This window comes from Peribacillus sp. NPDC097224 (genome assembly GCF_044761985.1).
Taxonomy (GTDB): Bacteria; Bacillota; Bacilli; order Bacillales; family DSM-1321; genus Peribacillus.
In genome coordinates this window covers 74731-88054 of record NZ_JBIWDK010000011.1, presented here as the reverse complement: position 1 = coordinate 88054, position 13324 = coordinate 74731, and the positions used below count along the sequence as shown (strand labels likewise).

Annotated in this window: 13 protein-coding genes, 9 tRNA genes and 1 rRNA gene; 21 read left to right on the top strand and 2 right to left on the bottom strand. The window is 41.8% G+C overall.

Features of this window, described 5'->3' with window-relative positions:
* From rrf to rocF, 11 genes are all read left to right on the top strand, one after another.
* A 5S ribosomal RNA gene (rrf, locus tag ACIQXR_RS18140) occupies window positions 1–94 on the top strand; the annotation flags it as partial.
* A 44-nt stretch (window positions 95–138) separates the two neighbouring features.
* A tRNA-Asn gene (locus ACIQXR_RS18135) sits at window positions 139–213 on the top strand.
* Between the two features lie 3 nt (window positions 214–216).
* A tRNA-Thr gene (locus ACIQXR_RS18130) sits at window positions 217–289 on the top strand.
* Between the two features lie 28 nt (window positions 290–317).
* Window positions 318–392 (top strand) — tRNA-Glu (locus ACIQXR_RS18125).
* 17 nt (window positions 393–409) lie between these two features.
* A tRNA-Val gene (locus tag ACIQXR_RS18120) sits at window positions 410–485 on the top strand.
* Window positions 486–501: 16 nt separating this feature from the next.
* Window positions 502–577 (top strand) — tRNA-Thr (locus ACIQXR_RS18115).
* A gap of 16 nt (window positions 578–593) precedes the next feature.
* Window positions 594–677 (top strand) — tRNA-Tyr (locus tag ACIQXR_RS18110).
* Between the two features lie 98 nt (window positions 678–775).
* Window positions 776–850 (top strand) — tRNA-Gln (locus ACIQXR_RS18105).
* A gap of 3 nt (window positions 851–853) precedes the next feature.
* A tRNA-Gly gene (locus ACIQXR_RS18100) sits at window positions 854–925 on the top strand.
* Window positions 926–950: 25 nt separating this feature from the next.
* Window positions 951–1026: transfer RNA gene (locus ACIQXR_RS18095), tRNA-Ala, on the top strand.
* 156 nt (window positions 1027–1182) lie between these two features.
* Window positions 1183–2085: an arginase gene (gene rocF / locus ACIQXR_RS18090; RefSeq protein ID WP_402876116.1), complete on the top strand. Its 903-nt coding sequence runs from the start codon at window positions 1183–1185 to the stop codon at window positions 2083–2085.
* A gap of 139 nt (window positions 2086–2224) precedes the next feature.
* Here the strand turns inward: rocF and ACIQXR_RS18085 are convergent, their stop codons facing one another.
* Complete coding sequence (locus ACIQXR_RS18085) at window positions 2225–2404, bottom strand: aspartyl-phosphate phosphatase Spo0E family protein (protein ID WP_402876114.1); 180 nt, start codon at window positions 2402–2404, stop codon at window positions 2225–2227.
* 175 nt (window positions 2405–2579) lie between these two features.
* Here ACIQXR_RS18085 and sigW point away from each other — a divergent pair, with 175 nt between their 5' ends.
* From sigW to ACIQXR_RS18045, 8 genes are all read left to right on the top strand, one after another.
* Window positions 2580–3143: an RNA polymerase sigma factor SigW gene (gene sigW, locus ACIQXR_RS18080; RefSeq protein ID WP_402876112.1), complete on the top strand. Its 564-nt coding sequence runs from the start codon at window positions 2580–2582 to the stop codon at window positions 3141–3143.
* Between the two features lie 16 nt (window positions 3144–3159).
* Window positions 3160–3789, top strand: a complete 630-nt coding sequence (locus tag ACIQXR_RS18075; RefSeq protein ID WP_402876110.1) for a zf-HC2 domain-containing protein — start codon at window positions 3160–3162, stop codon at window positions 3787–3789.
* 212 nt (window positions 3790–4001) lie between these two features.
* A complete protein-coding gene (gene cdaA, locus ACIQXR_RS18070) occupies window positions 4002–4826 on the top strand; it encodes a diadenylate cyclase CdaA (protein WP_402876108.1) in 825 nt (274 codons plus the stop codon).
* Window positions 4819–6156 carry a CdaR family protein gene (locus tag ACIQXR_RS18065; RefSeq protein WP_402876106.1) on the top strand — a complete coding sequence of 446 codons (1338 nt, stop codon included), beginning with the start codon at window positions 4819–4821 and terminating at the stop codon, window positions 6154–6156. Before cdaA ends, ACIQXR_RS18065 begins: the two co-directional genes overlap by 8 nt.
* 53 nt (window positions 6157–6209) lie before the next feature.
* The gene (glmM, locus tag ACIQXR_RS18060; protein WP_402876104.1) at window positions 6210–7559 is read left to right on the top strand and encodes a phosphoglucosamine mutase; all 1350 of its coding nucleotides are present in this window, start codon (window positions 6210–6212) and stop codon (window positions 7557–7559) included.
* Between the two features lie 252 nt (window positions 7560–7811).
* A complete protein-coding gene (locus ACIQXR_RS18055; RefSeq protein WP_402959269.1) occupies window positions 7812–8048 on the top strand; it encodes a hypothetical protein in 237 nt (78 codons plus the stop codon).
* Window positions 8018–9820, top strand: coding sequence for a glutamine--fructose-6-phosphate transaminase (isomerizing) (gene glmS / locus ACIQXR_RS18050; RefSeq protein WP_402876101.1), 1803 nt, complete (start codon window positions 8018–8020; stop codon window positions 9818–9820). The genes ACIQXR_RS18055 and glmS overlap by 31 nt, the downstream gene beginning before the upstream one ends.
* A gap of 272 nt (window positions 9821–10092) precedes the next feature.
* A complete protein-coding gene (locus ACIQXR_RS18045) occupies window positions 10093–11088 on the top strand; it encodes an HAAS signaling domain-containing protein (RefSeq protein WP_402876118.1) in 996 nt (331 codons plus the stop codon).
* 158 nt (window positions 11089–11246) lie between these two features.
* Here ACIQXR_RS18045 and ACIQXR_RS18040 read toward each other — a convergent pair whose 3' ends face one another.
* A complete protein-coding gene (locus tag ACIQXR_RS18040) occupies window positions 11247–12065 on the bottom strand; it encodes an SDR family oxidoreductase (protein ID WP_402876099.1) in 819 nt (272 codons plus the stop codon).
* Between the two features lie 98 nt (window positions 12066–12163).
* Between ACIQXR_RS18040 and ACIQXR_RS18035 the strand changes: the two genes are divergently transcribed.
* The gene (locus tag ACIQXR_RS18035; protein WP_402876098.1) at window positions 12164–12685 is read left to right on the top strand and encodes a TetR/AcrR family transcriptional regulator; all 522 of its coding nucleotides are present in this window, start codon (window positions 12164–12166) and stop codon (window positions 12683–12685) included.
* Window positions 12686–12974: 289 nt separating this feature from the next.
* On the top strand, window positions 12975–13175 hold the full coding sequence (locus ACIQXR_RS18030; protein ID WP_034304915.1) for a cold-shock protein: 201 nt from the start codon (window positions 12975–12977) through the stop codon (window positions 13173–13175).
* The last annotated feature ends 149 nt before the right edge of the window (window positions 13176–13324 follow it).

The following is a 13324-nucleotide window of genomic DNA, read 5'->3' as shown; positions in this document are numbered from 1 at the left end:
TCACACCCGTTCCCATTCCGAACACGGCAGTTAAGCTCTTCAGCGCCGATGGTAGTTGGGGGTTTCCCCCTGTGAGAGTAGGACGCCGCCAAGCAGATGATTTATATCTTCTAAGAGTTTTAGGAAACATTATATTATTCCGCAGTAGCTCAGTGGTAGAGCATTCGGCTGTTAACCGAACGGTCGTAGGTTCGAGTCCTACCTGCGGAGCCATATGCTTCCATAGCTCAGTAGGTAGAGCACTTCCATGGTAAGGAAGAGGTCAGCGGTTCGAATCCGCTTGGGAGCTTCCCAAACTACCTTTTAAAAATTTTTACGGCCCGTTGGTCAAGCGGTTAAGACACCGCCCTTTCACGGCGGTAACACGGGTTCGATTCCCGTACGGGTCACCATTTTCAATTCACTTTTTGGAGGATTAGCTCAGCTGGGAGAGCATCTGCCTTACAAGCAGAGGGTCGGCGGTTCGATCCCGTCATCCTCCACCATTTTTAATATTGATTTGCCGGTGTAGCTCAACTGGTAGAGCAACTGACTTGTAATCAGTAGGTTGGGGGTTCAAGTCCTCTTGCCGGCACCATGTTTCACTTATATGTGGAGGGGTAGCGAAGTGGCTAAACGCGGCGGACTGTAAATCCGCTCCTTCGGGTTCGGCAGTTCGAATCTGCCCCCCTCCACCATCTTTTTTCAAAAAAATGTGGTTCAGTTATATACTTTCTTCTTTAGGGGAATATATAATTACCGCTTTTTATTTTGCTAACTATTAATTTACATATATTGGGCTATAGCCAAGCGGTAAGGCAACGGATTTTGATTCCGTCATGCGAAGGTTCGATCCCTTCTAGCCCAGCCATATGCGAAAGTAGTTCAGTGGTAGAATACAACCTTGCCAAGGTTGGGGTCGCGGGTTCGAATCCCGTCTTTCGCTTTATTTTTATTAGATTTTATACTTAGGGGCCTTAGCTCAGCTGGGAGAGCGCCTGCCTTGCACGCAGGAGGTCAGCGGTTCGATCCCGCTAGGCTCCACCATCTAACTACATACACCAACACTTACGCCTTAAACCTCTTCGGTTTAAGGCTTTTTTTTTTGAAAAACAACTTTCTATGGCTGTATCTTTATACATAAAAATGTCCGGTTGAACCATTCTCCTTAACAGTTATAAAATAACAGAAAGGGGGAATAGTATGTCTATTCAAAAAATTTCAGTTATCGGTCTTCCCATGGATCTTGGTCAAACAAGGCGTGGGGTTGATATGGGGCCAAGTGCACTCCGTTGTGCAGGTGTTGTCGAACGAATCCAACAATTGCAGTTAGAAGTGGAAGATTTAGGAGACATCATAGTGGGGAGGCCCGGGACGTCTGAAGAGGCTGGCTCAAACTTGAAGAATCTATCACTTGTTTCTAAGGGGAATGCACAATTAGCAGCAAGGGTAGATGAAATTATTTGTAGTGGATCATTCCCTCTAGTTCTTGGGGGAGATCATTCGATAGCAATAGGAACACTTGCTGGGATTTCGAAGCATTATGAGAGTTTAGGGGTAATTTGGTATGATGCCCATGGAGATTTGAACACGGAGGAGACTTCTCCGTCAGGAAACATACATGGCATGCCACTCGCTGTCAGCATTGGACTCGGTCACCCTGATTTAGTTAATCTGCATGGGTATGCACAAAAGGTGAAACCAGAGAATATCGTCATTATTGGAGCCCGTTCCTTGGACGAAGGAGAAAAGGTACTAATACGTGATAAAGGCATCAAGGTCTATACGATGCATGAAATTGATAGGCTTGGTATGACGAAAGTGATGGAAGAATGCATTGAATACTTACGTGATAAAACGGATGGGGTTCATCTATCCCTAGATCTTGATGGGGTAGACCCTGCAGAGGCACCTGGAGTAGGAACACCAGTGCTTGGGGGGATAAGCTATCGGGAAAGTCATTTGGCCATGGAAATGCTTGCGGAGTCAGAGTTGATTACTTCAGCTGAGTTTGTAGAAGTAAACCCCGTACTAGACGAGCGTAATAAAACGGCGATCGTGGCGGTAGCCCTGATGGGTTCTCTATTTGGAGAAAAGCTATTATAACTTAACGCAATATATAAAAGAAACAGTAACCGGTTTTTTTATGGGTTACTGTTTTTCTATATGCTAGAATACAAAAGTATATGATTTAGATAATGTTGAACGAAGGTAACGTTATATGATTCCAAGGCAATCTCCCTCTTCACTTTACTGTTTGCTTTTTCGTTCCGCTTTGGGTCAATTGAAAATATTGATTCATCAGGGTATCAAGTTTGCTACTCACTTCGACCACTTCGTTATCTATCATAGAGGAACGGGAAGCTAAGATAATCATTTTCTGTCTATATCGCTCAATGTTATCTAGTATTTGTTCTGCAGTCATTATCAAGGTTCACTTCCTTTATTTTTACAATTTCTTACTATATATATCCTTGTTTTTTTCGTTTTAAACATAAAATGTAAAAGTTTGCTAAAATAAAAGTAATAAATTATGAAACCTTTTAGCTTGCGATTCGTAATAATCGTATAGCCGCATGAAGCGGGGGTAAAAAACAAAAATGGATGGACTTGTTAAAGAGAGAATAAACCAAGTGTTAAAGGGAGACCACAATGCATTTGGGGAAATAGTCGAAATTTATAAGGATAAAGTTTTTCAAATCTGTTTTAGAATGCTTGGAAACCGGCAGGAGGCTGAAGACCTGTCCCAAGAAGCTTTTGTAAGGGCCTTTGTGAACATTCGCAGTTTCAATATCAATATGAAGTTTTCAACATGGTTATATCGCATAGCGACGAACCTCTGTATCGACCGACTTCGTAAGAAAAAGCCGGATTACTATTTAGATGCGGAAGTCACTGGTACAGAGGGATTGAATATGTATTCTCAAATTGCATCGGACATGGCGATGCCAGAGGAAGAAGTAGAGTCGTTAGAGCTTCAGGAAACCATCCAGGTCGAAATTATGAAGTTGCCGGAAAAGTATCGTTCGGTCATCGTATTAAAATACATTGAGGAATTATCGTTAAAGGAAATCAGTGAGATTCTTGATTTGCCGGTAGGCACTGTCAAAACGAGAATACATCGTGGGCGAGAAGCTTTGCGTAAACAACTGCGCCATTTATAAAAAGAAGGTGAGAAAAATGAACTGCCACGAGGAAATCATTAATTATATGCATGATTATTTAGATGAGGACATTAAACCCGAGCATAAAGAAATTTTAAGGGACCATCTGCTTACATGTCCTGCATGCCGAGATTTTTTCAATGAAATGAAAAAAGCAGTTGCCCTTGTACAAAGCACTTCCCATATCAAGGCCCCGGATGATTTTACGGCAAGGGTAATGGCCCAATTGCCTAAGGAAAAGAAGGCTACGGGGGCAAAGAGATGGTTTAAGGCTCATCCGTTTATGACAGCCGCGGCGATGTTCATTGTATTAATGACAGGATCGATCTTTTCCACTTATAATCAGGACGAACATTTTTCCGTCTCCAAGCAACCTAACTTATTGGTAGAAGGGGAAACCGTCATTGTCCCTAGTGGGGAAACCATTGAAGGGAACGTTGTGGTTCAAAATGGGGACATACGCATAGAGGGCGAAGTAAAGGGGAATGTGACAGTCATTAATGGTCAGGAGTATATGGCCAAGGCAGGAAATGTTACCGGTGATATAGAAGTCATAGACCAAGCCTTTGAGTGGATGTGGTACAAAATAAAGGATATTGGAACATCTCTACTTCCTTCTTCAAAAGAGGAAAGAGATGGGGAATAATGAAGCTGAGCATAAGCATGGTTCTAATCAGAACGGTGCTTTTGTTCAGCTTTATATTGTATCCAGACAAAAATAGTGGTTACTAGCACTACTTCCCATATAAATTTCTGTACTAGTTTTAGAAGTATGATTTAAAAAATGGTATACTATTAAGGTTATTACATAATGATGGTTATTGTGTTTTTGGAGTATTACGGACTGGAGGAAACAACATGTCTATATCCAATTTGAATGTTTGGGACTATGTAGTAAATTTCATTGATATTTTCCTTGTTTGGTTTGTGATATATAAATTGTTAACTATAATTCGAGGCACGAAAGCCATACAACTGCTAAAGGGAATTTTTGTAATTGTCATTGTGAAAAGCTTGAGCAATCTGTTTGGTTTCAATACACTCGGATGGTTAATGGAACAAGTCATGAACTGGGGTGTTCTGGCAATTCTCGTCATTTTCCAGCCTGAATTGAGAAGAGCACTTGAACAATTAGGACGAGGAAAGATCTTTTCAAGGGGCAGTGCTCCGGAAGAGAATCAACAAGAGCGTTTAGTAGAAGAAATTCTAAAGGCCTCTACGTATATGGCAAAAAGGCGTATTGGAGCCTTGATTACCATTGAAAAAGGAACGGCACTGGGTGATTACGTTGAAACGGGAATTCCTTTAAGGTCCTATATTTCTTCTGAACTGCTCATTAATATTTTCATTCCGAATACACCCCTCCATGATGGGGCTGTTATTTTACAGGATAATCAAGTCGCAGCAGCAGCTTGCTATCTGCCCTTATCGGAAAGTCCGTTCATTTCAAAAGAGCTGGGCACAAGGCATAGGGCTGCCATTGGAATGAGTGAAGTAACAGATAGTGTAACAATTGTTGTTTCTGAAGAAACGGGAGGTATCTCTGTCACCAAAAATGGGGAGCTATACCGCGATTTAAATCAGGAATCATTTAGAGCCATGCTAACAAGTGAACTGGTATTGCAGAATGTCAAAACAACTTCCTCGGGTATCTGGAATTGGAGGGGGAAGAAAAATGGATAAATTCACGAATAGCGCTTGGTTTATGAGAATTGTCGCTTTCGCCTTGGCTGCTCTATTATTTATATCCGTTAATTTCGAGATGGAGTCCGATAAAAAGTCCCTTGGATTGTCCACTGCGCCTGAGAATGGTACGGAAACCATTGAAAATGTTCCGGTTGAAGTGTACTATGATCGTGAAAATTTAGTGGTCAGCGGCGTACCTGAAACGGTGGATGTCACATTGAAGGGGGCAAAAAGCCTTCTGATCAACGCAAAAAGCCAACGGGATTTTAAAGTATATGTAGATCTTTCCGATCCCGAAATCTCGATGGGGGACCGAACTGTCACATTTAAAATAAGCGATTTAAATGAAAAGCTCGTGGCAACGATAGATCCGGAATATGCGGAAGTAAATGTTCAGGAACGGATGACGAAAGAGTTTAAGGTCGATGCAGAATATAACAGTTCATTACTGGAGGAAGGGTATACCGCTGGGCAGCCAACAGTAAATCCTGAAACCGTAAAAATTACGGGTGCCAAAGATGTAATTGAAAAAATATCCTATGTAAAGGCCAACCTTGAAATAAGGAAAGGGCTAAACGAATCGGTGAACGGGCAGGCAACGGTAAAAGCGCTAGACCGGGATTTGAATAAATTAGATGTCGCGATTGAGCCAGCTTCCGTGGCAGTTTCGTTAAAGGTCAGTATTCCTTCCAAAAAGGTATCAATCGTGCCAGAGCAAACTGGGAAGGCCAAGGCCGGAGTTCGTATCAAGAGTATTAGTGTCGACCCTACAGAGGTAACTCTATATGGACAAGAAGCATCATTGGATAAAATAAATGCATTAAATCTTCCAGTCAATATCTCGAAAGTAGATGGAGATACCGAAATGGAACTTAATCTTTCAAAACCTGAAAGTGTGCAGAAAATGTCCTTAAGTAAAGCTACGGTGAAGATTCGTACCGAAAAAGTGGATGTGGAAGATAAGGATACTGAAGAAGAGGCAGAAGAAGTAGTTGTCGAAGAAGAAAAAACGGTAGATAAGGTTGAACCGGAAACCACGGAATCCAAAACTTTCACCAACTTGAAAATAATCCCGGTAGGTAAACAGGATGATCAAGAAGTGGAATTGGATACGGATGTGATGAGCATTACATTGAATGGGAAAGCGGAAGATCTAAAAAAAATATCTAAAGACGACATTTCGCTCACGGTCGATGTAAGTAATTTAGATGAAGGTAAGCATGATGTTGAACTGGCAGTTAAAGTCCCCGCGGGAGTATCTTGGGAATTAGATTCTAAAAGAGTTGCAGTGTCAGTTTCCATGGCCCAAGAAGAGGAAGAAACGTAACCTGGCCTTAACATCATTTAATTTAGTAATGATTTGAAGAAGGAGCGATACAGATGGGTAAATATTTTGGAACAGATGGAGTTAGGGGAATAGCAAATACGGAGTTAACGCCGGAGTTGGCATTTAAACTAGGCCGTTTTGGCGGCTATGTCCTTACTAAGAATTCAGAAAAACCAAAGGTATTAATAGGGCGCGATACTCGTATTTCAGGGGAAATGTTAGAAGGTGCTCTTGTTGCCGGATTATTATCCATCGGCGCTGAAGTCATGCGACTGGGCATCATTTCGACACCGGGAGTGGCCTATCTGACAAAAGCCTTAAGTGCTGAAGCGGGTGTTATGATTTCAGCTTCTCATAATCCTGTAGCGGACAATGGAATTAAATTCTTTGGACCGGATGGCTTCAAGCTCTCAGATGAACAGGAAGCGGAAGTGGAAGCATTGCTTGATCTGGAGAATGATGAGTTACCGCGTCCTACAGGCGGAGACTTAGGCCATTTAAATGACTACTTTGAAGGCGGCCAAAAATATCTGCAATACTTAAAACAGTCGGTGGACGAAGACTTTACAGGCATACATGTTGCGCTTGATTGTGCTCATGGTGCGACATCTTCCTTGGCTATGCATCTATTTGCTGATTTAGATGCAGATATTTCGACAATGGGGGCATCACCGAATGGCTTGAACATCAATGATGGGGTCGGTTCTACCCACCCTGAGGCTCTGGCTGAATTCTTGAAGGAAAAAGGGGCAGATGTTGGACTTGCTTTCGATGGCGACGGCGACCGCATAATAGCTATTGATGAAAAAGGAAATATCGTAGATGGCGATCAAATCATGTATATCTGTGCGAAATACTTAAAAGAGAATAATCGATTGAAAAAAGGAACCGTGGTTTCTACGATCATGAGTAACCTTGGCTTTTACAAAGGGCTTGAGGAACATGGTATACATAGTGCTCAAACAGCAGTTGGCGATCGCTATGTAGTGGAAGAAATGCGTAAAGGTGGGTATAATCTTGGTGGAGAGCAATCCGGGCATATCATCTTCTTGGATTACAATACAACTGGGGACGGCTTATTAACGGGTTTACAGCTTGTGAACATCATGAGTGAGACGCAAAAACCTCTATCTGAGCTTGCGAGTGAGATGCAAAAATATCCGCAGACACTCATTAATGTTAAAGTAACTGACAAGCATGGGGTAACGGGGAATGAAAAAGTACAGGAAGTCATAAAAGAAGTGGAAGCGGAGATGGGTGGTAACGGCCGGATTCTGGTACGGCCATCTGGAACTGAACCGCTTGTCCGTGTTATGGCTGAAGCGCCTACTATTGAAGAATGTACGCGTTATGTAGACCGCATCGTAGCAACGGTAAGAGCAGAAATGGGACTAAACGAATAAACAACCTATGCATAAAGGGGAACGAAAATTTCCTTTTATGCATATTTTTATTAAGAATCATATTTTGTTTTAATGGTAGTAAAGAATTGACCTATGTCCCATGTATAGGGTATGATTATCCTGATTTACAACTACTTTTACCATAAAATGGTTATAAGGGAAAAGGAGGCCAGGGAAGATAATAGGAAAACTAAAGCGCCTGAACTAAACTGGGTCGAGACGGGTTTAGTTGACGAGGAGGAGGAGTATCGAATGTTCGGCGGATACCTCCCGGCTGAAGTACACAGCCGTAATAATTCCAATTTTAAAACAGTGGGGCAACCGACTGCACAAAGAGTTGGAAATGTACAATGGGAAAAAGCCTTCGGGTATTTCCTTTATAAAAATATCAGAGATGAGGGGGCAGGGATGCCCTCGTGCATTCCTGTTCCCTCTAATCAGTTGGAGGAACAGAAATTATGTGTGGAATTGTTGGATATATTGGTCTAAATGACGCGAAAGAAATCCTGTTAAAAGGTCTTGAAAAGTTAGAGTACCGTGGGTATGATTCTGCTGGTATAGCTGTGCAAAATAAGGAAGGCATCAAGGTCTTCAAGGAAAAGGGACGGATTGCAGACTTACGCGGTGTTGTGGATGAAGGGACTTCGGCGAATACAGGGATTGGACACACTCGCTGGGCCACTCATGGTGTACCTAGTCGTGATAATGCTCATCCTCACCAAAGTAACTCAGGTCGCCTGACATTAGTTCATAATGGGGTCATCGAAAACTATGCGATTTTAAAACGGGAATATTTGAAGGATGTTGCTTTTAAAAGCGACACTGATACGGAAGTCATCGTTCAGCTTATTGAGAAGTTCGTGAATGACGGCATGGAAGTGGAAGAGGCATTCCGTCACACGCTTACCCTTTTAGAAGGTTCGTATGCCCTTGCCCTATTGGATGCTGAAAACGAAGAAACGATTTTTGTTGCTAAAAATAAAAGCCCACTCCTAATCGGTGTTGGAAAAGACTTTAACGTTATCGCTTCTGATGCAATGGCTATGCTGCAAGTTACCGATCAATTCCTTGAATTAATGGATAAAGAAATGGTTATTGTCACAAAAGAAAAAGTGACAATTAAAAACCTTTCCAACGAAGAAGTATTTCGTGCTCCATTCACGGCGGAACTCGATGCCAGTGATATTGAAAAAGGTACGTATCCACATTATATGCTTAAAGAAATTGATGAGCAGCCTACTGTTATCCGTAAAATCATTCAATCTTACCAAAACGAAGAAGGTAAACTGGCGATTGATTACAATATTACAGAAGCAGTGAGCGAGGCAGACCGTATTTATATCGTGGCTTGTGGAACAAGCTACCATGCAGGCCTAATCGGTAAACAATTCATTGAAAAAATGGCTAAAATTCCGGTTGAAGTGCATGTAGCATCAGAGTTCACATACAATATGCCGATATTATCCGAAAAGCCACTGTTCATCTTCATTTCGCAAAGTGGGGAAACGGCAGATAGCCGTGCAGTTTTAGTGGCCATCAAAGAGCTTGGCCATAAAGCATTGACCATCACAAATGTACCGGGCTCTACGCTGTCACGAGAAGCAGATTATACGCTCTTATTACATGCAGGTCCTGAAATTGCCGTGGCTTCTACTAAGGCCTATACGGCTCAAGTAGCGGTATTGGCGATATTAGCGAACGTAACTGGCCAGTTCCGTAACCTTGCATTTGATTTCGATCTTGTCAAAGAGCTTGGAATAGCTGCGACAGGCATGGAAGCTCTTTGCGATTCGAAAGAAGAGATGGAAGAGATTGCTCGTGAATACCTGTCTGTTACGCGTAATTGTTTCTTCATCGGTCGTTCCCTTGATTATTACGTGGGTCTTGAAGGTTCGCTTAAGCTGAAAGAAATCTCATACATCCAGGCAGAAGGGTTTGCCGGCGGTGAGCTTAAGCATGGAACGATTGCCCTAATCGAAGAAGGCACACCTGTTATCGCTCTTGCTACGCAAGCAGGAGTCAATCTAAGCATCCGTGGGAATGTCAAAGAAGTCGTCGCCCGTGGCGCTAATCCTTGCATCATTTCAATGAAAGGGTTGGAAGAAGAAGATGATCGTTTTGTCATCCCGGAAGTGAACGAACTATTAACACCTCTTATCTCTGTCATCCCGCTTCAACTCATTGCGTACTATGCTGCCCTACACCGGGAGTGTGACGTGGATAAACCACGTAATCTTGCGAAAAGTGTAACGGTTGAATAAGTAGAAATGATTTGTGCGTCATATCTATAAATGTTTATAAAAATTTATTTACCCATTTAGATACCATTATCTAAATGGGTTTTTTTATGTCCGAAAGAAAGAGAATATCTAAATGGAAAAATAAAAACAGGGACATATATCAATTTTCCTTCCCACCACAATAGTGTGTGATACATAATATATGTCAAGTACCCTATAACATATAATGGTAAATCAATCGTTAGATAAGCAATATGAAAAACTTTTTGGCCTATTGAAGGGGGAGGAAGATGTTGGATTTAATTGAGGTTTATATACAAGAGGTCACACGCAGGTTGCCTGAAAAAAAACGCAGGGATATTGCACTCGAGTTGCGGTCAACCATTGAAGAGATGCTTCCTGATGATTATAGTGAACTGGATGTGGAGGAGGTTCTGGGCGAATTGGGGAACCCAGCGACAGTGGCTAGTGGGTATCGGGCTCAGCCGATGCACCTGATCGGACCGCGTTATTATGATTTATATATTTCACTATTGAAAGTGGTTTTTCCCATAGCAGCGGGCATTGCACTCATTTCGCTGATTATCGATTCTTTTATGGGGTTTAGCCAAGATGAAGCAGTTATTCCTAAAGTGATTACCCTTATAGTCGAAGGCATATTGCGGGTCCTTGAAGTCAGCTTTCAAGTCTTCTTCTGGGTGACGATTGTCTTCGCGGTTCTGGAGCGAACGGATAAAGGAAAGGACCAAAGTCCACTATCGGCAAGCCTACAGAAATGGACCCCAAATGATTTGAGAAGTATCCCTTACATTCACAAGAAGAAAGAGATTACGAGGTTCAATGTATTCAGTGGACTGATGTGGACAGCGATTTGGACGACGGTATACTTTTATGCAAATCAATTTGTCGGGGTGTATGAAGGTGGAGATAGGATCGAACTCGTGATTCCGGTCTTCCAACAGGATATCCTACTTAACTATTGGCCGTTCATTCTTTTGGTGATCGCCATGGAAATCTGGTTAGCTTTTTATAAGAGTATCAAAAGGCAATGGACAAAAAAACTGGCAAATTTCAATTTGGTTCTTGAAATGATGACAACCATCGGATTCATTGTCATTGTAAGTAATCCGGATGTAATGAACCCTGAATTCCTTACATATATGGGGAGTTTATCCGATACAACGGCCATGCAGTTTCGAAATGCGATTGTAGGAGGCTCAATTACCATCTTCATTTTAGCCGCAGCATTAAATGTATTTGATGGATACCGCAAGTCTAGAATCCATTGATGACATGTATTCGATAATGGTTCCAACCAGTTGCTCCAAACGGTTTAAACGGATAGCTACTTTTTAATCAGAATGGAATAGGAAGAACAAAAGCCACCCGACATAAGCAAAGTATCAATGTTGGATGGCCCTTGTCTTGTAAGATTATTGTTGGAGTTTTATTTTTGCGTCTTCATGCGATGAATATTCGCGATTGTACCACCATCCACACGTAAATCTATGCCAGTGATATAGGAAGCTGCATCGCTAAGCAAGAATTCCACAGCTGTTGCGATCTCGGATGCTTCTCCTTCACGGCGGAGTGGTGTGTGTTCGAGCATTGTTTTCATTTGCTCTTGTTGGGATGCTTCCTGACGCCCCATCGGCGTGTTAATGGTACCCGGAGAGATAGATGAGATACGTGCACCTTTTTCACCCCAAGCCCACGCTTGGTCTTCCACATATAAGACAACCCCTAATTTAGATAGGCTGTAAGCCGCTCCTGAGTCGCCTTGTGTAAATTGCTCCATGGTCTCAATATAGTTTTCGGTTAAAGGCTGTTTTAAAATTTCCGTATAAGGACCTTGACGGGGCGCCATATAGGCACTCATCGAAGAGATACATACCGCAGCAGTACCTACTGTAGCAAGTGGAAGAAACGCATCTAGGACAATTCCGGTGCCAACAGAATTCACTTCTGTAATACGTTTCGAATTGGCCATCGTCGGTGACAGCCCGGCTGTGTGAACCAATCCTTTTAATATCCCAAGTTCGGCAGATTTTTTAGCTAAAGCAGCAACATTTTCCCTTGATGTAATATCGACAGTTTGATAATGGACATCAGTTATACCTTTAGTCGCTAATTCCTCTTTTGTTTGGATTAAACGTTCTTCAGAAACATCTGCCAACAATATGGTTCCTTTTTTGCCTACCAGTTCTGCAGTGGCTTTACCCATACCACCAGAACCGCCTGTAATTACATACACATGCTTATCCATTTCAATTCCCCCTAAACTTGATATAAACTTAGTGTAAACGGTTTTATAATAAAATAAGCAAGACATTTCCACTAAAAATGTCCAGAGGAGTGTCAAAAATGGAAACGGCAAAAGAATCGATAGTTGCCGCTTATTTACAGCTTTTATTTGAGAAAAGCTTTGAAGAGTTAGCTGTGAAAGAAATTGTTCAAAAGGCGGGCATTTCCCGATCCACATTTTATTTGCATTTTGCAGACAAATACGAACTGATGGATGAGGTGAGACGGAAGTTAAACGACCGGTTCTTGTCATTTTATGAGATGGATTACCAATGGGGTAAGCCAATCACCCTCCATTTATGTGAACATATTTTCAAATATCGCTCATTTTATGAACTCGAATTTGCAGAGGCGGACGCTATTCAAAAATTATCAGATAAGCTTGCAGCACATTTACAAGAAGTGTTCCAGGATCCAGACTATGCCCTATTTGCGAGCTATGGCACCATCGGTTATTTGGGTTTTTGGGTAAGGAACGGGTACGCCATGAGTCCGGCTGTGGCAGCGGAAAAACTATTGAAAATCGGCCTGACAAACTGGACAAAAGTATTGGATGCAAAATTAGATGGAATAGAGCGGTAGCGGGAAGCTGTAGACCTGAAAAAGAGGGTAGGAACTGATGAAATCGATGGAAGGAACTAAACGCCCGAGGAGCAAAGATAAGAGACGAATCTTGTTTTAAAAGTGTGCAAGTACTTTTGTTTTGAAAAAGATTGCTTAAAGTATTTGCAATCCCTACCATTTGATGGTATGCTTAGGTTAATTATTCATGTTCGGTACTAAGGATACTAAAAGTACTACTTTTCGTTTCGATGATGACTTAGAGCAAGGATAGTAATACAATGTGCTTTGGCACTAGGAGGCAACAACAATGGAACAAGGTAAAGTGAAATGGTTTAACGCAGAAAAAGGATTTGGCTTCATCGAACGCGAAAACGGAGACGATGTATTCGTACATTTCTCAGCTATCCAAAGCGAAGGATTCAAATCTTTAGACGAAGGTCAAGAAGTTACTTTTGAAGTAGAACAAGGTCAACGCGGACCTCAAGCTTCTAACGTTCAAAAAGCATAATTTCTAAAAACAAAAAAGGCAGACCCTATTACTAGGGTCTGCCTTTTTTGTTTTATTCAATAATAAAAAACCCTGCTCAATGTTGAGTAGGGTAAATGGAATGAGTAAAGTAAATCGCTTAAAAAGGTCTACCTAGTATAACATAGTTT